19 protein-coding genes and 1 pseudogene are annotated in these 22330 nt (G+C 39.3%); 10 read left to right on the plus strand and 10 right to left on the minus strand.

The genetic code is table 11. The features are described 5' to 3' along the window. Window positions 1-1818 (plus strand): S8 family serine peptidase (locus VB654_RS04385; RefSeq protein ID WP_323212256.1); only part of this gene is annotated, 1818 nt, incomplete at its 5' end. 54 nt (window positions 1819-1872) lie between these two features. Here VB654_RS04385 and VB654_RS04390 read toward each other — a convergent pair. After that, entirely contained in the window at window positions 1873-2637 is a 765-nt protein-coding gene (locus VB654_RS04390) for a 1-acyl-sn-glycerol-3-phosphate acyltransferase (RefSeq protein ID WP_323212257.1), read from the minus strand. A gap of 98 nt (window positions 2638-2735) precedes the next feature. Next, window positions 2736-3230 carry a tRNA adenosine(34) deaminase TadA gene (tadA, locus tag VB654_RS04395; protein WP_323212258.1) on the minus strand — a complete coding sequence of 165 codons (495 nt, stop codon included), beginning with the start codon at window positions 3228-3230 and terminating at the stop codon, window positions 2736-2738. Between the two features lie 23 nt (window positions 3231-3253). On the opposite strand from tadA, the gene VB654_RS04400 reads away from it, so the two are divergent. Further along, on the plus strand, window positions 3254-3388 hold the full coding sequence (locus VB654_RS04400; RefSeq protein ID WP_323212259.1) for a hypothetical protein: 135 nt from the start codon (window positions 3254-3256) through the stop codon (window positions 3386-3388). 13 nt (window positions 3389-3401) lie between these two features. Here the strand turns inward: VB654_RS04400 and grxC are convergent, their stop codons facing one another. Continuing rightward, the gene (grxC, locus tag VB654_RS04405) at window positions 3402-3722 is read right to left on the minus strand and encodes a glutaredoxin 3 (RefSeq protein ID WP_323212260.1); all 321 of its coding nucleotides are present in this window, start codon (window positions 3720-3722) and stop codon (window positions 3402-3404) included. 316 nt (window positions 3723-4038) lie between these two features. Here grxC and glpX point away from each other — a divergent pair, with 316 nt between their 5' ends. The 3 genes from glpX to VB654_RS04420 all read left to right on the plus strand — a co-directional run bounded on the left by glpX (window position 4039) and on the right by VB654_RS04420 (window position 7504). Further along, on the plus strand, window positions 4039-5076 hold the full coding sequence (gene glpX / locus VB654_RS04410; RefSeq protein WP_323212261.1) for a class II fructose-bisphosphatase: 1038 nt from the start codon (window positions 4039-4041) through the stop codon (window positions 5074-5076). A 250-nt stretch (window positions 5077-5326) separates the two neighbouring features. Next, window positions 5327-6613, plus strand: coding sequence for a glutamyl-tRNA reductase (locus VB654_RS04415; RefSeq protein WP_323212262.1), 1287 nt, complete (start codon window positions 5327-5329; stop codon window positions 6611-6613). A gap of 354 nt (window positions 6614-6967) precedes the next feature. Beyond that, window positions 6968-7504 (plus strand): rhodanese-like domain-containing protein, encoded by a 537-nt coding sequence (locus tag VB654_RS04420; RefSeq protein WP_323212263.1) that lies wholly within the window; start codon window positions 6968-6970, stop codon window positions 7502-7504. A gap of 7 nt (window positions 7505-7511) precedes the next feature. Here the strand turns inward: VB654_RS04420 and VB654_RS04425 are convergent, their stop codons facing one another. Then, window positions 7512-8294, minus strand: a complete 783-nt coding sequence (locus VB654_RS04425) for an ABC transporter ATP-binding protein (RefSeq protein ID WP_323212264.1) — start codon at window positions 8292-8294, stop codon at window positions 7512-7514. A gap of 63 nt (window positions 8295-8357) precedes the next feature. Then, window positions 8358-9494: a branched-chain amino acid ABC transporter permease gene (locus tag VB654_RS04430; RefSeq protein ID WP_323212265.1), complete on the minus strand. Its 1137-nt coding sequence runs from the start codon at window positions 9492-9494 to the stop codon at window positions 8358-8360. A 134-nt stretch (window positions 9495-9628) separates the two neighbouring features. On the opposite strand from VB654_RS04430, the gene VB654_RS04435 reads away from it, so the two are divergent. The 5 genes from VB654_RS04435 (at window position 9629) to VB654_RS04455 (ending at window position 15247) form a co-directional block, all read left to right on the plus strand. After that, window positions 9629-9826: a hypothetical protein gene (locus VB654_RS04435; protein ID WP_323212267.1), complete on the plus strand. Its 198-nt coding sequence runs from the start codon at window positions 9629-9631 to the stop codon at window positions 9824-9826. A 59-nt stretch (window positions 9827-9885) separates the two neighbouring features. Beyond that, the gene (locus VB654_RS04440; RefSeq protein WP_323212268.1) at window positions 9886-10143 is read left to right on the plus strand and encodes a cytotoxic translational repressor of toxin-antitoxin stability system; all 258 of its coding nucleotides are present in this window, start codon (window positions 9886-9888) and stop codon (window positions 10141-10143) included. A gap of 144 nt (window positions 10144-10287) precedes the next feature. Next, complete coding sequence (locus VB654_RS04445; protein ID WP_323212269.1) at window positions 10288-11874, plus strand: glucose-6-phosphate isomerase; 1587 nt, start codon at window positions 10288-10290, stop codon at window positions 11872-11874. Window positions 11875-12059: 185 nt separating this feature from the next. Continuing rightward, the gene (locus tag VB654_RS04450) at window positions 12060-12392 is read left to right on the plus strand and encodes a hypothetical protein (protein WP_323212270.1); all 333 of its coding nucleotides are present in this window, start codon (window positions 12060-12062) and stop codon (window positions 12390-12392) included. Window positions 12393-12736: 344 nt separating this feature from the next. Then, window positions 12737-15247: a DEAD/DEAH box helicase family protein gene (locus VB654_RS04455; protein ID WP_323212271.1), complete on the plus strand. Its 2511-nt coding sequence runs from the start codon at window positions 12737-12739 to the stop codon at window positions 15245-15247. Window positions 15248-15358: 111 nt separating this feature from the next. Here the strand turns inward: VB654_RS04455 and VB654_RS04460 are convergent. The 5 genes and pseudogenes from VB654_RS04460 to VB654_RS04480 form a co-directional block, all read right to left on the minus strand. Next, a pseudogene (locus VB654_RS04460) lies at window positions 15359-15610 on the minus strand (malate dehydrogenase); the annotation flags it as partial. Further along, a complete protein-coding gene (locus VB654_RS04465; RefSeq protein WP_323212272.1) occupies window positions 15611-16903 on the minus strand; it encodes an ABC transporter ATP-binding protein in 1293 nt (430 codons plus the stop codon). Between the two features lie 217 nt (window positions 16904-17120). Then, the gene (locus tag VB654_RS04470) at window positions 17121-19703 is read right to left on the minus strand and encodes an AAA domain-containing protein (RefSeq protein ID WP_323212273.1); all 2583 of its coding nucleotides are present in this window, start codon (window positions 19701-19703) and stop codon (window positions 17121-17123) included. Beyond that, window positions 19700-19903: a hypothetical protein gene (locus VB654_RS04475; protein ID WP_323212274.1), complete on the minus strand. Its 204-nt coding sequence runs from the start codon at window positions 19901-19903 to the stop codon at window positions 19700-19702. The genes VB654_RS04470 and VB654_RS04475 overlap by 4 nt, the downstream gene beginning before the upstream one ends. 102 nt (window positions 19904-20005) lie before the next feature. Beyond that, window positions 20006-22330 (minus strand): DUF4011 domain-containing protein (locus VB654_RS04480; protein WP_323212276.1); only part of this gene is annotated, 2325 nt, incomplete at its 5' end.

Here is a 22330-nt window from a genome sequence, read left to right on the forward strand (position 1 = left end):
GCTGGTCATGTTTATAGAATCAAAGACCATCCCGAAACTTTCGTTTACCTGAATGACCAAGTGACTATTCAATTTGCCTCTTGGGTAGATTCTGCCAGAGTTGAGGCGATCGCTGCAAGTTTTGGCTTAGTTAAGCCAAAATCTGTACCGGGTCTTCCTCAGACTTTTGTGTTTCTTGTGAGTAAACAAGCCACAGAAAATCCTCTGAAAATCACTAATCAATTACAGGGGTTATCAGAGGTGTTAGCGGCTGAACCTAATATCCTCGTTAAAGGTGAATCACTTTACCGACCCAGTGATACCCTATACCCTCAGCAATGGTATCTGCACCACAATGGCGGTAGCCAGTTAGTAGCAGGTTCTCATATTTCTGTGGAAGCAGCTTGGGATATGACTCGCGGTGTGCGTTCTGTAGTGGTGGCGGTAGTGGATGATTCTTTTGATTTGAACCATCCAGATTTGCAAGGAAGTGGCAAAATTGTTGCTCCTAGAGATTTAAGAAAAAATGGCTTTTTACCTATTCCTGGAGAGCGAGAAACCAGTCATGGGACGGCTTGTGCCGGGCTTGCTATTGCTGAAGAAAATGGTACGGGAATGGTGGGAGTGGCTCCTGGTTGCGCGTTTATGCCGATTCGTAGTACTGGTTTTTTGGATGATGAATCTATTGAGGATATGTTCAATTGGGCGATTGATCAGGGCGCTAGTGTAATTTCTTGCAGTTGGGGAGCTTCTGCTGTCTATTTTCCCTTGTCTTTGCGCCAACGGGCGGCTATTAGTCTGGCTGCGACTACAGGACGTAATGGTAAAGGTTGTGTGGTTTTATTTGCGGCGGGAAATGCTAACCGACCGATTAACGGTACTGTTTTTGAGCGAAATTGGCCGGGAAATTTGTTACAAGGTAATACAAATTGGTTAAGTGGATTTCCCATACATCCAGATGTGATTGCGGTTGCGGCTTCTACTAGTTTGAACAAGAAAGCTGCTTATAGTAATTGGGGAACGAATATTGCTCTGTGTGCGCCTAGTAACAACGCCCCCCCAGGATTATCATTTCAGGGTCGGGGTTTTATGAATACACAACCGGCGATCGCTACTTCTCTTCTCGGACGAGGCGTTTTAACTACTGACCAAATAGGGGCCGCAGGTTTAGACCCTGGTGATTTTACCAACAATTTCGGCGGGACTTCCAGCGCGACTCCTATAGTTGCAGGTGTGGCGGCCTTAGTTTTATCAGCAAATCCTGACTTAACGGCTCAACAAGTAAAATTTATTCTAGAAGAAACTGCTGATAAGATAGTTGACCCAGACCCAGATCCGCAATTAGGGATGCGAGAAGGAACTTATAACAGTAACGGACATTCTCAATGGTTTGGTTATGGCAAAGTAAATGCAGCTAAGGCAGTGCAAGCAGCCCAAAAACTACGCACTTCTCTGCCATCTGCTAGTAAACGAGTCAGGGGAGAGAATTCCCGTCAATTAAGTATTCCCGATCATAGTTTACAGGGAATTAAGAGTGCGATCGCCATTTCTGAATCCAGCACCATTAAAGATATTCAAATCACAGTTAATATCACCCATGATTTTCTAGGTGATTTAGAAATTTACTTAATAGCCCCAAATAATCAACGGGTGTTGTTACAAAACCGCACTTTAGGCCGCCGCACTGATTTACAAACAACCTATACAATTGCATCACAACCGACCCTAAAACAGTTACTTTCGCTTTCAGCTAGAGGCAGTTGGCAATTATGGTTAATTGACTATGCCCCCCAAGATATCGGAAAACTAAATAGTTGGTCATTGGTCATTGGTTATTAGTCAGATATTTTATTTCTTCTTCATTTTGAATTTTGAATTGTTCAATTTCTTGACTCAGCACTTTGCTGCAAATGCTTGACTGGTAATTTCTGATTCTTGATGGCTTAATTTTTGTAGAACTAATGCTATATCTGATGTCAGGTTTTGGGCATTTTGTTTCACTTTACCACCAGTGTAATCTGATACATTTATTGCTTCCCCAATGGCAATTTTAACACTTGTACCCAACTGCGGATAAGGTTGGCTATAATTGATACTCACAGGTAAGATTTTAATGTCCAATCCTGGCTGACTAGATTCAGCACTCAAAGATAGGCGAGCAATTCCTGGTTTTAACGGGTGGACTTTGCCATCACGATAAATATTGCCTTCTGGATAAATAACTACTATTTCACCTTGTTGAAGTAATTCCACAGCATGACGGAGAGTAGTAATGGCTGGACGTTGAGGATCTACGGGAAACCCTCCCATACTTTTAACTAACAAGCCTTGCAGTCCTTGACATTCGTTGATAGTTACCATGAATCGCAAGTCTCTTCCTGTCACGCAGCGACCAGTCGCATAGGGTATAACTAATGAATCCCAACGTGACCGATGTGTAGGGGCTAGAATTACAGGGCCAGTTAAGGGAATATTTTCTTGTCCGGTGATTTCAATTTTCCGAAAAAATAAGGGTAAAAGTAGGTGCTGTCCGCATAAATATAATAAAGGACTTAACCAAGGAGACACCCGCGAGGTAGTATGAGCTACCTGAATACTTGCTTTATGACTAAGTGGTGTTTGTTGGTAGGTCTGGCCGGAGGTATAAATTTTTCTCATAATGGTAACTGCTGCTTGCCCTGTAAAATACAATGAATCCTCGTTTAGTTACACGGTAGTTTTTCTTTTGTACATTATGTTAATGCTACTGGACAGTTTTATCTCTGTCCGTTATTTCTCTGACGACGAGTTGCGAACCAAGTTTGTAATTGCTGACGACAAGTTGATTCTAAAACGCCTCCCATAACTTGCAAGCGATGGTTAGAAGCCGCACCATCAGGGATATTGGTAACAGTCCGAATTGAACCGGTTTTAGGGTCGTCTACTCCATATATAAGCATTCTTAAACGTGCCTGCACAATAGCTCCGGCACACATCGGGCAGGGTTCTAAGGTGACATATAGGGTGCATTGATTTAAGCGCCAATTATGTAAACTTTGAGCAGCAGCTCGCAAAGCTAGGATTTCTGCGTGGGCTGTGGGGTCTTGATCACGTTCTTTGCGGTTTTCGCCTGATGCAATCAAATTTCCACTGGAGTTAATAATCACAGCCCCCACAGGAACTTCACCGGCATCTCCTGCCATTTGTGCTAAGTCTATGGCGCGACTCATCCATTGTCGATGGATCAGATATTCTGGATATTCAATTGACATTTTTCCATTTAAAGCAATATTGTTTGTACTACCGCGAATCAGCACTCAGCACTCATAAAGGCACTCATAACTTTCCTCACTCAGCACTCAGCACTCACTCAGCACTCAGCACTCAGCACTCAGCACTCATAAAGGCACTCAGCACTCAGCACTCATAAAGGCACTCAGCACTCAGCACTCATAAAGGCACTCAGCTAACAGAGAATCGAGTTGAGCTTTTGTATCTAGCTGATAAAGGTCATCACAACCACCAATGTGCTGATTATTGATGAAAATCTGCGGTACTGAACGGCGATTATTGGCACGTTCGGCCATTTTGGCTCTAGCTGCTTCGTCACCATCAATTTTATACTCAGTGAAATTTACGCCTTTCCACCACAGCAACATTTTGGCACGGATGCAATAAGGGCAGGTCTGCCAAGTATAAATTTCTACGTTGGCTTTCACCCGTTCTGGATGACGACCAAAAAGGGAGTTGAGAAAATTCAGCATATTTTTTCTGATGGAGTTTTGTTAATTATTTCTAGGGTAAATGATCGGGGATGGAGTTAACACAACATTGTTATATCAGCCAATTGCGGCGATCGCCTGACTGCAATACTAGTAAAATGGATATAAGTATGACGGTATTTATAGGGGAAAAATTACGGTAATTGTCATTATGTGGGGAATGATTGGCATTAAGTAGCAAAACTTAACACATCTGGTAGTAGATAGTATTTCCCACGTGTATCCGCCCTTTGGTAGACTTGAAGACTGAAATAGCCAGATAAAAAGACATAAGTCAAGCAGTTGAGAGGGTGACTCTGTGGAAAATACACTTGGATTAGAGATTATTGAGGTAGTAGAGCAAGCGGCGATCGCTTCCTCAAAGTGGATGGGCAAAGGCGAAAAGAACATTGCTGACCAAGTAGCAGTGGAAGCTATGCGGGAGCGGATGAACAAAATCTATATGCGTGGACGCATTGTGATTGGTGAAGGCGAACGCGACGAAGCTCCCATGCTCTACATTGGGGAAGAAGTGGGTATTTGTACCCAACCAGATGCTAAAAACTTCTGTAACCCTGATGAACTAATTGAAATTGATATTGCTGTTGACCCCTGCGAAGGCACAAACTTGGTGGCCTACGGTCAAAATGGTTCAATGGCAGTTTTGGCAATTTCTGAAAAAGGTGGTTTATTTGCTGCGCCTGACTTCTACATGAAGAAACTAGCAGCACCAGCCCCAGCCAAAGGTTTAGTAGACATTAACAAGTCTGCTACCGAAAACCTCAAAATCCTCTCTGAGTGCTTAAACCGTTCTATAGAAGAATTGGTAGTTGTGGTCATGGATCGTCCCCGCCACAAAGAACTCATTCAGGAAATTCGCACAGCCGGCGCAAGAGTCCGATTAATCAGTGATGGTGACGTTTCTGCGGCTATTTCCTGCGCCTTTGGTGGGACTAATATCCACGCTTTGATGGGTATCGGTGCTGCACCAGAAGGAGTGATCTCGGCTGCGGCTATGCGCTGCCTGGGAGGACATTTCCAAGGACAACTGATTTATGATCCGGCTGTGGTGCAAACAGGCTTGATTGGCGAAAGCAGAGAAGGTAATCTAGCACGGTTGAAGGAAATGGGCATCAATGACCCTGATAAGGTTTACGATGCTAACGAATTAGCCTCTGGCGAAACTGTCCTATTTGCTGCTTGCGGTATTACTCCCGGTACTCTGATGGAAGGTGTCCGCTTCTTTAACGGTGGTGCAAGGACTCAAAGTTTGGTTATTTCCAACCAGTCTAAAACAGCCCGTTTTGTTGATACTATCCATTTGTTTGACGAGCCTAAGAATCTGCAATTGCACTAGCACCGCAGGGCGTTAGTCAAAAGTCAAAAGGCTTTAATTTTGGGATTTTGAACTTTTTGCCGTAGGGATTGGGTGGTACGGGCGGGTTTAGTATATTGTCGTTAATTTCCAATGATATCTGTGAACCCGCCCCTACTGGGGACGAGAAAAAAACGTTCTTCATCCCTGGTACTCTATCCCTGATATCTAAACCACAATCATCAATTAATCAATCCATCATCAACAATCCATTACCAATTAACGATAAATAATGAATATTGCAGTGGTGGGGTTAAGCCATAAAACAGCCCCAGTTGAAATCCGGGAAAAGCTGAGTATTCCAGAACCACAAACTGAAAGTGCGATCGCTCATCTATGCAGCTATCCCCATATTGACGAAGTAGCCATCCTTAGCACTTGCAACCGTTTGGAAATTTACATAGTTACTAGTGAAACCGAGCAGGGCATCAGGGAAGTTACTCAGTTTCTTTCTGAACACAGCAAATTATCTGTACAGCCTCTGCGTCAACACTTGTTTATGTTGCTGCATGATGATGCCGTGATGCATATTATGCGCGTAGCTGCTGGGTTAGATAGCTTAGTGCTAGGGGAAGGTCAAATTCTGGCTCAGGTGAAAAATACTCACAAGCTGGGACAGCAATATAATGGTATAAAAACAGTTTTAAATCGATTATTTAAACAAGCATTAACAGCCGGCAAGCGTGTGCGGACTGAAACTAACATTGGTACTGGTGCTGTTTCTATCAGTTCGGCAGCTGTGGAGTTAGCACAAATGAAGGTAGCTAATTTAGCGGCTTGCCGAGTTGCTATTATCGGTGCTGGTAAGATGTCACGTTTGTTGGTACAACACCTGATTTCTAAAGGCGCTACACAAATAAGCATTGTCAATCGCTCTCAAGAACGCGCCCAGCAGTTGGCAAAACTTTATCCCGATCAGTCTATATATACTCATACTCTATCAGAAATGATAGCAGTAATTACCGAAAGTGATTTAGTATTTACTAGTACTTCTGCAACTGAACCAATACTTGACCGCACCAAATTAGAACCAGTTTTAGAGTCTAATCGCTCTTTGATGTTATTTGATATTTCTGTGCCACGTAATGTCCATAGCGATGTCAATGAATTGGTAAATGTGCAAGCCTTTAATGTGGACGATTTGAAGGCTGTGGTGGCACAAAATCACGAAAGTCGTCGCAAGATGGCACAGGAGGCCGAAAAGCTATTAGATGAAGAAGTAGAAGCCTTTGATATTTGGTGGCGATCGCTAGAAACTGTCTCGACAATTAGTTGTCTGAGAAATAAAGTAGAAACAATCCGCGAACAAGAATTAGAAAAAGCTTTGTCTCGATTGGGTTCGGAATTTGCCGAAAAACACCAAGAAGTCATTGAGGCTTTAACCAGAGGTATTGTGAATAAAATTTTACATGATCCAATGGTGCAGTTACGAGCGCAGCAGGATGTTGAAGCTCGACGACACTGTATGCAAACTCTGCAAACGTTATTTAATTTAGATGCTGGCGAGCAATTTAGCTAAAATTATGATTAGCGCTATCCTCAGAAACACTTAGTACACCCAGGCGTAATTCGTAATTCGTAATATTTCCTGCGGAAACGCTACGCGGTAAGCGCAGCTATGCCCGTCAGGGCTTTACGTAATTCGTAATTCTGACTGCACAAGCGTTTCATTGATTTGGAATGGGTTGTTTATTTATGCTGTGCTGTACTAGTAAACCAAGTTTTGTAGGATAGCGTTACTCTCTGATTAAACTCTTTGATTTAAAGTATTGATTATTTTACTTTATGGTTATATACTCAATAAAGGTGGAAAATGAGTTGATCAATATTTAACCACCGATATCTAACAATAAAATTTTTTGACAGCAAATATATGACTCCAGATACTAAGTTAAAATTAATTGATGCTTCGACTGTCAAAGGATGGACTAAAACAGAAAAACTGCATTTAATAGATGTGCGTGAACCTTCTGAATATGCAGCAGAACATATTCCAGGTGCTAAACTTTTACCCCTTTCTCAATTCCAACCAGAACAAGTACCTTTTCAGCGTCATACTAAAGTGGTGCTTTATTGCCAGTCGGGAAATCGCTCTAATCAAGCAGCACAAAGACTGATGAATGCGGGATTTTCGGATTTTGCCCAACTCCAAGGGGGTATTACAGGCTGGAAAGAGTTAAATTATCCCACTAAAATTAATCAAGATGCTCCCATTAGTTTAATGAGACAAGTGCAAATTGTGGCTGGTTCATTAGTATTTACGGGAACTATTTTGGGTGCTTTTGTGTCTCCTTGGTTTTTGATTTTAAGTGGCTTTGTCGGCGCAGGTTTAGTATTTGCTGGAGTAAGTAACACTTGTGCTATGGGAATGTTATTGGCAAAGTTACCGTATAACCAACGTGTGAAATAAGATTTTATTAAATTCCCAAATAGGCTTCTAAAACTTGGGTATTGCTTTGAATTTCTGTGGGGGTTCCTTCAGCCAAATTCTGACCTTCAGCCATGACCCAAACGCGATCGCATAAGGACATAATCACATCCATGTTATGTTCAATAATCAGGAAGGTCATACCGTCTTGGCGGTTCCATCTGAGAATGCGATCGCATATATCATCAATCAATTTGGGATTCACCCCGGCGGCTGGTTCATCTAATAAGATTAACTTGGGATTGGTCATTAAAGCCCGCCCCATTTCCAATAACTTGCGTTGTCCACCAGACAACCCACCAGCATATTCATGTGCTTTTTGTGCTAATCCCACAGACTCTAATAAAAACATTGCTTGTTCTTTGAATTGCCTTTCTTCCTTAGCTACAATGTGCGGTTGTAACTGCACTTGCCAAAAATTTTCGCCGGTTTGTTTTTGCGCCGCCAGCAGCATATTATCTAACACTGACAACCGTGAGAGAGTCCGCGCTACTTGAAAGGTGCGAATTAATCCTTGCTGGGCAATTTGATATGGTTGTAACTGCTGAATTGGTTCACCGTCAAAAATTACTCGTCCTTTATCTGGACGAATAAAGTTAGAGAGGAGATTAAACAAAGTTGTTTTACCAGCCCCGTTGGGGCCGATCAAACCAGTAATACTACCTTTATTCACCTCTATACTGGCATCTTGGACTGCTTTAATACCGCCAAAGCTTTTACAAAGTCCAGTAGCGGCTAACAAAGGAAGTGGGGGTAACTGCTTATTTAGCATAAAAATTCATTACAGTTGTTTTTATTTTTACTTAGAGGCTTTTTCCCAATGACAAATGACCAATCACTTACCAAGAGTCAGTTCCTCCTTTTTGCCTAAAATCCCTTGAGGCCGCCAAACCATTAGGATCATTAAGATTAGACCGATAACCATGATGCGAAATGCACCTAATTGATCAGAAGATAAATTTGTAAAAATTTTCGGTAAAAATTCTCTAGTCGTGGCATCATAAGTAAAGAAAATTACTGCACCTAAGATTGTGCCAATGTTATTCCCTGAACCGCCTAAAATGACCATTATCCAAGCGTCAAAGGTCAGTTGTGGTTGGAAATTATCGGGATAAATGGCGCTAAGTTGCCAAGCGAAGAAAGCCCCAGCAATCCCGGCGATCGCACCTCCTAACATCAGTGATTGTACTTTATACCAAAAAACATTTTTACCCATTGCCTTGGGTACTTCTTCATCCTCACGGATAGCTTTTAGCACACGACCCCAAGGCGATCGCACCAGAATTTCTAACCGCCAAAAAACAATCCCTAATACCAACAGCGCCAATAACATCAAACCTGCTTTTGGTTTATAGTCATACAAGCCAATAACGCCGGAAATATAAACTGCGACTGTTAATAAAGCCAAAATAATTCCGACTCCCAAGCGGGAAATTAATTCTTGCTTGTTACTGATTCTTTTACCCGAATCAGCCACCAGAGTTTTTTGGGCGGTAAGAATCCATCGCCACAACGCAAACAAAGTAATACCAGCCAGCAGTGTCAGCGATCCTATCATCACCATTCTGATCAACAAATTAGGTGCTGTTGATAACGGTATCGGATAACTTTGGACACCAAAAGCCCCAGATATCCAGGTATCCTTAACAGGTAATTCTTGATTGTTCACCACCAAACGAATTAATTCGCCTACCCCAATAGTGACAATAGCCAGATAATCTTCCCGGAGACGCAAAGTTGCAAAACCAATAATTAAACCCAACAAAGCTGCTACCATTGCCCCAATCACTGCTGACACCAGTAGGGGAATTTCCTGAAGGCTTAACAACACTGTGGTATAAGCGCCCAGAGTCATAAAAGCAATATGACCAAAGTTAATTAACCCTGTATAGCCCCACTGCAAATTGAGTCCTAAACCAAAGAGAGCGAAGATTGTGGTAGAAATTGCTAAAAAGATGAGATATTCAACCATACTGATTTAAATTTAGATTCTCCATTCCCCTAAAGTGGGTGTAGCTCCAGGATAATCTTATCCTGTCGTTAAACTTTGTTGATTTTTGGGAATAATATAATAATTTGGTATTTTGGGTAAATGTTATCGTTATTATGAACTTGCTGAGAATCAGAATTCATCACTTAATCGAGCAATTAGATGATGAAGAATTGCAAAGTGCCTGGAATACTCTTTATGCTTTGCATTGTGACTCTTATATGTCACAGGCAATACAACAAGCCAAGCGAATGCAACAACCGTGGGATATTTTAACCCATGAAGAAGCGATGCGAATGTTAGCGTATTTCTAAATTAGGAGCGCTTTCGATCTGATGTCAGTAGACCTAAAGTTTTGTTAAGGTAATGTCTAGTGAGTTTGGAAATGCGCTATGCCAGGTCTTTTTTGGTAGACCTGAAGAATTTAGAACCGATTGTCTACCAACGGGTATACGATTTTGTTTTTTCCGAGTTTACCGAAAATATGCCTCTGCATACTCTCCCAGAACTGCGATGCCTTGATAATGAGGGAATTTTTCACCGTTTCACTATCGATAATTATCTAATTGGCATAGAAATTAGGGGTGAAATTGTCAAATTCCTCCGGGTCTTACCTATGCCAGAGGTTTAAATTGAGTGATAACTGTTAAATTATTGACAAGTCTGTGACTGATGCTCAATAGCCAACACTTAAAACTGTATAAGGCTAGGCAGGGATGGCTCTAACCTTACATTAAACTGGTTTTTGAAGCAATACTTTATTTGAGATTTCCCTATGGATGTAAAGGCACTTTGGCAACGATACCAAAACTGGTTATATTTCCACGAGGGATTAGGACTTTACCTTGATATCAGTCGGATGGGTTTTGATCACACTTTCGTGGAATCGTTGCGGCCGAAGTTTGACAAAGCGTTTGCGGATATGGCGGAATTAGAAAAGGGTGCGATCGCAAATCCTGACGAAAACCGCATGGTGGGACATTACTGGCTGCGAAATCCTGATTTGGCACCCACTCCAGAATTGACACAAGAGATAGTCCAAACTCTAGAACAAATCGAAGCCTTTGCAGAAAAAGTCCACACAGGTGGTATTCATCCACCTAAAGCCAGCCGCTTTACCGATATAATATCCATTGGTATTGGTGGTTCTGCACTGGGGCCGGAATTTGTTGCAGAAGCCCTTGCGCCTGATTTTCCTTCTCTAAAAATTCACTTTATCGACAATAGTGACCCCGCAGGAATTGACCGCATTCTCAATCAACTGCGAAACAATCTATCCAGCACATTGGTTTTAGTGATCTCCAAATCTGGAGGCACACCAGAACCCCGTAATGGCATGATTGAAGTTAAAGCCGCATACTCTGGTCAGAATTTAGACTTTGCTAAACACGCTGTGGCCATTACTAGCGTTGACAGCAACTTGGATAAAGTGGCACAAAAAGAAGACTGGCTGGCGAGATTTCCCATGTATGACTGGGTAGGAGGACGCACCTCAGAATTATCTGCTGTGGGACTAGTACCAGCCGCATTACAAGGTATTGACATTCGCGCCATGATAGAAGGTGCGAAAGAAATGGATGATGCTACCCGCGTTCCCAATTTGGAAAATAACCCGGCGGCTTTGTTAGCTTTGTCTTGGTATTTTTCCGGGAATGGTAAGGGTGAAAAAGATATGGTTGTCCTACCTTATAAGGACAGCTTGCTGTTGTTTAGTCGGTATTTGCAACAGCTGGTAATGGAATCTTTAGGTAAAGAAAAAGACCTAGATGGCAATACTGTTTATCAAGGTATCGCCGTTTACGGTAACAAAGGTTCTACAGACCAACACGCTTACGTGCAGCAATTACGTGAGGGTATCCCCAATTTCTTTGCTACCTTCATCGAAGTTTTAGAAGACCGTCAGGGTAAATCTTTAGAAATTGAACCTGGAGTAACTTCAGGAGATTTTCTATCTGGTTTTCTCTTAGGAACTCGACAAGCACTTTACGAAAATCAGCGCGATTCGATTACAGTGACTATTCCCCAAGTCAATCCTAAAACTGTGGGGGCGTTAATCGCTTTGTATGAACGGGCTGTTGGTTTATACGCCAGTTTGGTAAATATCAACGCCTACCATCAACCAGGGGTAGAAGCTGGTAAAAAAGCTGCTGCGGCTATTCTTGACTTGCAATCAAAAGTAGTGGCTGTATTGCAAAAGGAAAAAACCGCCCTTTCTTTGGAAGAAGTCGCCCAAAAAGCGGGTGCATCTGATCAAGTTGAGGCAATTTACAAGATTTTGCGCCATTTACACGCCAATCAGCGCGGTGTGATCTTACAAGGCGAACTGGGTAAACCTGGTAGTTTAAAAGTTTCTGCGGGTTAATTAGTTTTAGCTGAAAAACCACTTTGTGTTAGTCAATTGTTGGCAGGAATATAGCAATATTATCTGATTTGCAAACACGAGAGACTCAGATCCCCGACTTCTTGAAGAAGTCGGGGATCTTTCTATTCATAAGTTAAGAAATAAAGATGTTATTAGCATAAAATTGAGTTAAAGCAGTCTTGATCATGAGGGTTAATCAAGTGACGCAATCAACGCCGAAACTATCCCTACGACGAGGAAGAATTTTTCCTGAACTGACTTCAACACCAGAGGAACGGGCTAGACGTAAAGCTGAAGATGAAGTAGTTTATCGCCGTCGTCGTGCTGTATTTGATCGCGTGTGTCCTGATTTAATTACAGAACACTATGGCTGGTATATTGCGATAGACCCAAATAGTGGTGATTATTTCATTGATGAAGATAAAGAACAAGCTCATAAAAAAGCCTTGCAAAAGTACCCAGATGCCATACATTACGTTTTTGGACTGAATGAAACAGGAACAACTGGCACAATATGATTCAGGGTATTTTTATAAGATTTAAGGAACCGCAGAGGCGCAGAGAACGCAGAGGTAAGAGAATTGTGTTATTTGGCGGTGGTTGGTAAGTCGCGTAAGAAGTAAAAGCGATCGCTTTTCCAATCTTTTCCTTTTTCTCTTCCTAAATAGCCTGTGAGGGCTAAAGTAATTTTGTTAACCAACGTATACTTACTGCTTGTATTGACTATCACAACACGAAAATTACGTACTTAAGAAAGCATAGTAGATAAAAGAGATACTTTTTAAACTAAAGCCTCTACTGTTACTGACTTGTATTAGCTACTATAAGTAAAGTAGTTGTACATCTAAAGGCTTGAGCTAAAATGGTAGATTTTAAGAAATTGCTGGCCTCTCAAAATCAGCAAGTTGTTATAGAACCGACCGAGATTTTTCGACGCTTACCAAAGCCACCAGGTATAAATGACCTTTACACCAGCCAAGACCAGGTATTAAAAGAATGGTTTGAACGCAGAAAAGAGCGCGATATTGTAATAAAGTTACATACGGGAGGTGGAAAAACCCTTGTTGCTTTACTTATTGCCCAGTCAATCTTAAATGAACACCGTCAGCCAGTAATCTATCTATCACCAACAAATCAGATTGTTCAACAGACTTTAGACAAAGCTAAAGAATATAGTATTCCAGCAGTAGCTTACGATAGTAACGCGAATTTTCCAGAAGACTTCTTAGCAGCTAAAAAAGTTCTCATTTGCAACTACCAAGTTCTATTTAATGGTCGTAGTAAATTTGGAGTTCGTGATAGCAGTAGAATACCTATTTCGCTAGGAGCAATCATACTAGATGATGCTCATGTAGCTTTTTCTACAATACGTCAGCAGTTTACATTAAAGGTGGAAAGAGAAGAAGAAGCTCAGGATAATTACAACTACCTAACAAATATATTCCGTAATGATTTCAACACACTAGGAAAAGCAGGAACTTTTGATGATATCGTCAGCGGTATAGACAGTGGAATTTTAGAAGTACCCTATTGGAGTTGGCAAGCCAAATCATCTCAAATACGCGGATTTTTACGTACTCAATCAGATTCTTATCCTTTTGTTTGGACACTCCTGCGTGATAATTTTGATTATTGTCATTGCTTGATTAGCCGAAAAGCTTTTGTTATTACACCTATTTTTCCATTGGTAGACTTGATACCAACCTTTATAGATTGCCCACATCGTATTTTTATGTCGGCAACTATAAGTGATGATAGCGCCATTATTCGCACATTTGATGCTGATTATGCTTCAGTAGCCAAGCCTATTACATCAAACTCATTAGCTGGTGTAAGTGAAAGAATGATTCTCGCTCCAGAACTGATGTCTCCTATGGAGAATATGCAGCAGATTCTCCAGAATATGGCTAAATGGATGGCTGAGGAACAAAAAGAAGGAACAGTAATTCTAGTTTCATCTGATAAAATTGCTAAATTATGGACAAATGTTGCAAAATTCCCTGATTCAACAGAGAAAGTAGCTATTTATGTTAAGGAACTTCAGGACGGTAAATCACACGGTCCATTTGTTTTTGCTAATCGTTATGATGGAATAGACCTGTCTAATTCTAGTTGTAGATTATTGATTATTTCGGGATTACCTTTTGGTAGTAGTGAATACGAACAACATAGAGCAAATACATTTGCAGGTGCTTCTGAACTTAGTAGTGCTTTAGCTCAACGTATTGAGCAAGGTATGGGAAGAGGTGCGCGAGGAGCAGGTGACTATTGTGTAGTAATTTTAACAGGCAATGATATTGCTGCATGGCTAGGACGTTGTGAACAATTCTTGACTAAGATTACACGCGCTCAGTTTCAAATGGGGCAAGAAATCAGTAAGAGCATAGTTAATAAAAAAGACCTACATGAAACTATCATGAAGTGTTTAGCTCGTGATATTGATTGGATTGAATATCATGCAAAGTCTTTAGCTGATCTGACAGAATCTATTGAACAAGAACAAAGCCCATTAAGTCAAGCGAACATAGAAAGAAAAGCATTCCAGTTAATACGTACAGGTTACTTTGATAAAGCAATTTCTAAATTAGAAGGTTACTGGCAAAATACAGAACAAGTTGACTTAAAAAGTAGAGGTTGGTTAAAGCAATTAACCGCTCGTGCTGCACATTACTGGGGAAGAACTGATCTATCTCAGAGATATCAGCAGCAAGCATATGCAGATAATTCCAGTTTATTACGCCCTCAAATCATTCCACCATACGTTCAACTGACAACACCAGGTAAGCAAGCTGAAGCAATTGTTAATCAAATTATCAGCTATAAAGGCTTAAAAAGAGGTTACTTGGGATGGTTTAATCAAGAGGTTTCGCAATTAGTTCCAGAGTCATCTGCTAATCAGTTTGAGCAAGGATTGGAGAGACTTGGATCTACGCTCGGTTTTTGTGCAGAAAGGCCAGAAAAGATTTATGGTATTGGTCCTGATGTTCTTTGGTTGCTAAACGAAAATTTAGGATTAGTTATCGAAGCAAAAAGCCGTAAGTATCCGCAAAATCCTTTAAATAAGGATAATTTTGGTCAATTATTAACATCTGTAGAATGGTTTAAGAAAGAGTATCCTAATTACCAACATATAGCTGTATCTGTTCATCAAAACATTAATACAACCAAAGCTATCGTAATTAATGATGATTCCAAAGCATTAACACAAAATAAGTTAAATCAGCTTATTACTGATACCAGAATTTTACTCGAAGAACTATGCGAATCAAATGTCCCTAACGATGAACTTGTTATTAAATGTGAGGACTTACTGAATAATTCTTCGCTGAAACCAGAAATATTCATAGAAGAATATCTTGTATTATTTGCTTAAACAGAAAATTAATCTGTCAAAAAAAGAGAAACACTTCATTTTTCAGGCTGATTTATATCTTTCCAAGAGTAATAAAGCGGCAAATTTTTGTCGCTTTTATCAGTAAAATGATTATTGCATCGCCAAAATTTCCTGCGCCCGATTAATATTATCCCGCACAGATTCCGCCAAAATCTGCAAATCTTCTCTTTCCCCATCGGTGAGAGACAATTCCGAAATCTTCTCAACTCCACCGCAACCCAAACGACAGGGAACGCCAATCACAATACCATTTAAACCATATTCACCTTGTAAACAAGTCGCCACAGGTAACAACCGCGACTGATTCAACAAAATTGATTCCACCATTACACTCGCAGCCGATTAATTTCTGGGAAATATTGCCAACTCTGTTTGAGGGTCAAAAAAGTGCAGTTTTTCGGGATTTAATGATAACCATAATTGCTCACCAAAACTGACTAATCTATCTGGTGGAATTCGTACTTGGAGATAATTATCTGTATGAATAATTTGAGATTCTGGTTCTGAAATTCTCACAGATAGGAAAGAATCATTACCTAGATTTTCTACTAAATCTACTTTTACGGGTAAATTTTTGGTCGCAGGTACGCTCAAAATTAAGTGTTCTGGGCGCATACCTAAAATAATGGTTTGCTTATCGTATTTTCGCAGCGCTGTTTCCCAAGTTTCTGGGAGGGTAAGACGGAAATTATTATGGGTAATTAACAACGGTGCATGAAATGTTACAGGAATAAAATTCATCGGTGGTGAACCAATAAATTCGGCAACAAAACGGTTAGCGGGGCGGTTATAAAGTTCTAATGGAGAGGCTACTTGCTGAATTTGACCTTGATTCATAATGGCTATGCGATCGCCCATTGTCATGGCTTCGGTTTGGTCGTGGGTAACGTAAATCGTCGTGGTTCCTAGTTGACGCTGCAATTTGACAATTTGGGCGCGAGTTTCGGCGCGGAGTTTCGCATCCAAGTTAGAAAGGGGTTCATCCATTAAAAATACTTGAGGATCACGGGCGATCGCTCTTCCTAATGCTACCCGTTGTCTTTGTCCCCCAGATAGCTGCTTGGGTAAGCGATTCAGCAAGGTTTCCATTTGCAATAATTGCGCCACATTTCTTACTTGCTGGTCTACTTGTTTTTCTTTGTCAGAAATGTAACGCAGTCCTTTAGGTAACTTTCTGGTGACACCCACCAGCAGATTTTTCGCCCAATCCGGAAGTGAAGAGTCCTGAGTTTCCCGATTTTCTAATTCCCGTCTACGCAGTCCAAAGGCGATGTTGTCATACACCGTCATGTGAGGATAGAGGGCGTAATTTTGAAACACCATTGCAATGTCTCGTTCTTTGGGAGGTAGGTCATTGATGAGGCGATCGCCTACAGTAATATTTCCTCCTGTCATGGTTTCTAACCCCGCAATTAACCGCAGTAGAGTGCTTTTACCACAACCAGAAGGCCCCACCAAAACCATAAATTCACCATCGGCGATAGTGAGGTTAATGCGCCGTAAAACAGTAATAATGTCTGTTTCTGGAGTTGGATCATTTTTTTGGCGATCGCTAGGAGAGGTTGGAGAAGCCACACTTTCCCCCTTGCGTTGGGGAAAACTTTTATAGATATTTTCTAAGACAACTTGCGCCACGGGTATTTGGGGTAACGGTATGCAATGGATAGCTGATTCCACAAAGCGGAACATTCAGCGCCCATGATATATGTTACCTGTCACTACGAGAAGTGAAAAAAAATAACTGAGTTTGTTTAACACAGATATGGGGTAATTTGTCGAATTCCCTCGTAGTTGCGCTTTAACACTCCAGCACAACTACAAACCATCATGATTTATTCATATTGATTGTGGATTAATTTATCCAGACTACTCTAGAAGAATCACGTTTAGCTTTGCCTTGATTACATACTAAAGTCACACTTTCACTCATTTTTAATCTAGTTTGATCATTTAATCTACCCAAGCTAAATAAAGATGCAATTGCTTTATAAAGGTCTTCCTCTCCAATTGAAAGAGACTGAGATATAATCCACTTGGTTGCTACTGCTAGTTCTTCTACTGGTATTTGTTCAATTTTGCGCTTTTTATTGTCAACTGGTTGTCTGACAAACTGCCAATTTTGCCATTGTTCTTTTGAAGTCCAGATAAAATCCTGCTCACACCATAATTGTTTTTGATTAACAAGTTGCTTTACTTGTTCAGTAATACAGTTAGTGAGTTTTTTTGAAACCATATTAAACGACCAACATTGAGATACAGCCCGGACAATATCTACAATTAAAATCGGGGCTTCAACTGCTGCTACAGATAATATTTTTTCTTTGATTAACGGTATGGATTCATTATTATAAATTAATTGGTTATCTGTAGTTACAACCTTTAATTCTGCTATTTGATAAGGGATAATATGACTAGGAATATTATTACTTTCTGCTGGTGTTGTCTTGACATGGCTAGATTTGATTAAAGCTGTTTCATTTGGTTGGATAATTTCTGATAATTCTGCTTGTTTCACATTAGATATGAGCAATTTATCTGGTTGAGATTTATTAGTTTTAACATTACTTATCGAACTTGAAGAGGATATTAAGGGTAAATCAATCTCTACTTGACTAAATTCTTGAATTGCGGTTTCTAAAGTTTGTTTTAATCTTGCTAATTCTTGCTCACGTTTCAATCGCCAATCGAGTGACCAAATCCGATGTATGCGCCAATTTAAACTTGCTAATACAGATGGTCTCACAAGTTCACGATCTTGCACAGTAGCGGCTGATTGATAAGTTTTCCCATCAGTTTCAATCCCAAGCATATAAACCCCTGGTTGACGGGGATGAATTACGGCTAAATCAATGCGATAATCTCCACAACCAATTTTACAATTAACGGTATAGCCCATATTCACCAAGGCTTGATAAATTTCTTTTTCTATATCACTATCAAAGTCATTAGTTCTTAAAAATTGAGTGGCTTTTGGTGTACCTGATTTTTCCGCAAATTCCAAAAAATCTTTGAGGTGACTGGCTCCAATTGCATTGGTACGGTTCAAGTCAATTTGAGACCCTGTAATGGTTGAAAAAATCCGTAGAGATAAACGCACACGAGTAACAGCAACATTGAGTCGTCTTTCTCCACCAGCATTGTTTAAATTACCAAATCGCATGGACATCTGACCATTTTGAGTGGGAGCATAGCAAATACTAAAGATAATTTCATCTCTTTCATCTCCCTGCACATTTTCCAGGTTTTTGATAAATACTCTTTCACTAAACTCTTTATCAAAATGAGGTTCAATGTCTGGGTAAGTACGGCGAGCTTCATCTAATAATTCGTTAATTAACACTTTTTGTGGCATACTAAATGTAATTACGCCAAAAGTACGTTTATCTCTTTGATAAGTTTGTAATTGTCGCACTAAGAATTCTACTAATGCTTCGGCTTCTCTTCTATTTGTTCTTTCTCCTGTTTGATAAAATCCATCAGGAATATGATGCCATTTTAAACCCAATTCAGGACTAAAACTGTTTGCGGCTGGAAAAATATTCAATTTACCGTCGTAATAATTTTTATTACTAAAATCAATTAAAGTTTCATGGCGACTGCGATAATGCCATTGCAGCATTTGCTCAGGAAATTGACTAGCGATCGCTTCATCAAGTAAACTCTCTAAATCCACTAGATCATCTTCATCAGGAATAGAATCGCTATCAGTTCTAGTAAATGATTTAGTCGGTGGCATTTGTTTAGAGTCACCAACTATGATAACTTGTTTTCCTCTAGCGATCGCACCAATTGATTCGTGTGTTTCTAATTGGGATGCTTCATCAAATACAACTAAATCAAACTGTGTACCATCAGCAGGTAAATATTGAGCCACAGATAAAGGACTCATCAAAAAACAAGGTTTTAATCTTGGTAAAAGATTGGGGATTTTATTAAATAAAGACCTAATAGAGATATGTCCTTTTTGTTTCTGATTTTCTTTTTTAAGTGTCCCTATTTCAGAACCTGCAAAAACTACATTGTTTCCCGGCAGCTTTTCTGCTAAAGTAGACCGGATAAAATCTCGGCAAAGTTGAAAATATTGCTTTTGTAGTTGACGAAACTTGTCTATTTTTTGACGTTGTTCTTCACCTTCAAAATTACATAATGCGGGTTGAGTATCAAAATTTTTCACAAACCAAGGGCGCAGAATAGATTGAGATAAAACCTTGTGAATATCTTCTAACTCAATCTCTCCCTGACGATGTGCTTCTACTAATGGGGTAAGATGATTTTGTGTTAACTCAGAGCAAACTTGATTATAAAGACACCAAATTTGAAAATCTGATTTATGAACACTCAGGTGAGTAACTACAGCGCTTCCGGCTATTATGCAATACAGTTTTCTCCTTGTCCCTCTCCTATCATAGCTTTCAGCTTTGGGGATGTACCTCATAGCTGCCGGAAGTGCTGTAAGTTATCTAACTGGGTAATAAAATCCTGGCTGGAACTATCAATAATTTCCTTTTCAGCCTGAATTTTTTCCATAAATTGATTTAATATTGATTTTAAATCATTCACACTCTGAATCAATTTATCTGTTTTATCTTGCAATTCTGGATAATGAATCACTTTTTCTGTAGTTCTTGATTTCAACTGCTGAATAAATTCATCATCAAGCGTGAGAGCAAAGTTGTAAAACCGATGGCTTCTTTCTATTAATGCTTGTAATTCGCTAAGATTGTTATAATCTGGTTTTCAAACAGGAGCAAATAATTTATCAAGTTTGGGTTTTTGCTGTTGAAGATTTTGATTTAGTTTTTTTAATTCTAAAGCTAATTGCAAATCTTTAATAATTTTTGCATTGTCAGGTAGCTTACCTTTAGCAAATGAACGAAGAGAGAAACGGGGAAGAATTTGTAAAACCCACCGGAATAAAGGAAAAGATTTCTGGACTTTTTCAAAAGTTTTTAACTGGTTCTCTAAATCGGTGGTATATATTTGCTCATTCCAATGTTGTGCTAATTGAGTCCGATGTTTTGAAATCTGACGTGATGAGCTTAAAAAACCATTAGTAAATTGATAAATTTTTAACCACTTCTCTCTATCAAAAGCTGCAACATGAATTCCACCACCAGCTAAATCAACCCCTATTTGGGGTAGTTGTCGTAGCAAATTTAAAGAAGGTTTAATATTTATAGATAAACTTGCCAAAAATGAGGTCAATTCTTTTTCTAAATGAGATATTTCTGATTTTAGTTGATTAAGAAAATTACTAATTTCATCTTGAAGTGATAAACTTAATTCACAACAATTACTAATATTCCAGGAATTTTGATCAATAGAACCAACATTTTTAGCCCGATTCACATATTTATCCAGTAAATTATGTAAATGTTTTAACTGTGTTTGAGTTAAATTATCTATATCTATTCCTGGTAAATTTATAAATTCAACATTTTCTAGATGTGTTAATTGTCCTAAAACTTCATAGATAGAATTACCAAGAGGATACTGATGATGCAATACTTGAGGATAAGCTGCAAGATGTTGTTTAACTTCTTCTACTTCTTTCAGCATTTCCGCCCAAGGAACATTAGATAAGCGCTCTTGATTTAGAGATGTCACTAAAGAACTAATAACTTGTTTACGGTTAGCTTTATCACTATGAAGTTCTAAACAAAAATCACCTAATCTTATTTGATTTAAGCGACGTTGCACAACCTCCAAAGCTGTCATTTTTTCAGCTACAAATAAAACTGATTTACCTTGAGCGAGAAAAGCAGCAATTAAATTAGTAATAGTTTGTGATTTTCCTGTTCCTGGAGGTCCTTGAAGTACAAAACTACGTCCTTTCAATGCTGCGTAAACAGCAGAAAGCTGAGAGGAATCAGCATCAACTACCATTGGTAGTTCTGACAAGGGAACAGTATCTAATTTATGGGGTTGTATTTCTCCCACAGGGTCAGCCAGAGGTTCTCTTCCTCCCATAGCAATATGTTGAACCAAGGGATTTTTTAACAAAACCTCTGTATTATCCTGTAAATCTTTCCACATCAAGAACTTACCAAAACTGAAAGTTGTAATTACTACAGCATCTATTACTAACCATCCCGGTTGATTTGCAATCACTTTTCTAATTTCTTGGAAAGCTTTTGTAATATCAAATCCACTTTCGTCTTCCGGTGGTTCGGCTAGAATGTTCAGTTCTAATCCACAATCTTGACGGATTTTTTCAAATAAAGTTACATTCCCTAATGGGTCATTATCTCCTAAGCTAAAACTAACTCGATAATTGCTGCGATTAACGTTTAAGTTAATAGGGTATAAAAATAAAGGTGCTAGTTTGGGAATTGTTTTTCCTCGTTCTGTATATTGTAGTAAACCTAAAGCAACATAAAGGTTACTAGCTCCCGTTTCTTCTTTGCTAAGACTCGCCTCTTTTTCTAAGATTTTACCTATTTTATTAAGCCATTGGTCATCAACGTGTAGTGGAAGTCCATATTCTTCTAACGCATCCGTTCCTAATCCATGAATTGCTTGACATTTACCTTGAGATAAATCTGACGCTTTTCTTGCTAATCTTTCACTTGGATTAATTCTATTTTGTAATAATTGCTGATTTCTTTGCTCTCTACCATTAGAACCTGGAATAATTTCAATTGATTTACCAGATGCAAGATAATCTTCAAACTCTGGTAGTAACTTATCAGGTATGTCTAAAATTATAAAAGTTTGCTTTTTGCTGTTAACTTTCTTGTAAAATGAGTTATAAGTTTTATTTATTAAATCTTGTTTATTGACCTCAATGATTTGTTTTAATTTTTGTTGCGAAAATGGAATATTTATATTTTTATTTTTATCGAAGCTTTTCACATAAGCATCTAAATTAAATTGCTTACTTAGGTCAAAATTTCTTCCAATTATATTTTCTACCTTTATACTCTCAAGTATCTGCAATAATTCAGAAACTTCTTCTGAATCTATATCTTGTGGAAATTCTTCAAGATGGTTATTAATCAAACCTGCTAAATAAGCTTTGATTTGTTGAATTAATAACTCTGCAATCAACTTACTCACATC

It is taken from the genome of Nodularia sp. UHCC 0506 (assembly GCF_034931045.1).
In the GTDB taxonomy this organism is placed as follows: Bacteria; Cyanobacteriota; Cyanobacteriia; order Cyanobacteriales; family Nostocaceae; genus Nodularia.

Coding starts and splice junctions, on each gene's coding strand:
- VB654_RS04390 (WP_323212257.1), bottom strand. CDS start 2,637: ATGAGAAAAATTTATACCTCCGGCCAGACCTACCAACAAACACCACTT.
- tadA (WP_323212258.1), bottom strand. CDS start 3,230: ATGTCAATTGAATATCCAGAATATCTGATCCATCGACAATGGATGAGT.
- grxC (WP_323212260.1), bottom strand. CDS start 3,722: ATGCTGAATTTTCTCAACTCCCTTTTTGGTCGTCATCCAGAACGGGTG.
- VB654_RS04415 (WP_323212262.1), top strand. CDS start 5,327: ATGAATATTGCAGTGGTGGGGTTAAGCCATAAAACAGCCCCAGTTGAA.
- VB654_RS04420 (WP_323212263.1), top strand. CDS start 6,968: ATGACTCCAGATACTAAGTTAAAATTAATTGATGCTTCGACTGTCAAA.
- VB654_RS04425 (WP_323212264.1), bottom strand. CDS start 8,294: ATGCTAAATAAGCAGTTACCCCCACTTCCTTTGTTAGCCGCTACTGGA.
- VB654_RS04430 (WP_323212265.1), bottom strand. CDS start 9,494: ATGGTTGAATATCTCATCTTTTTAGCAATTTCTACCACAATCTTCGCT.
- VB654_RS04435 (WP_323212267.1), top strand. CDS start 9,629: ATGAACTTGCTGAGAATCAGAATTCATCACTTAATCGAGCAATTAGAT.
- VB654_RS04445 (WP_323212269.1), top strand. CDS start 10,288: ATGGATGTAAAGGCACTTTGGCAACGATACCAAAACTGGTTATATTTC.
- VB654_RS04450 (WP_323212270.1), top strand. CDS start 12,060: ATGAGGGTTAATCAAGTGACGCAATCAACGCCGAAACTATCCCTACGA.
- VB654_RS04455 (WP_323212271.1), top strand. CDS start 12,737: ATGGTAGATTTTAAGAAATTGCTGGCCTCTCAAAATCAGCAAGTTGTT.
- VB654_RS04470 (WP_323212273.1), bottom strand. CDS start 19,703: ATGAGGTACATCCCCAAAGCTGAAAGCTATGATAGGAGAGGGACAAGG.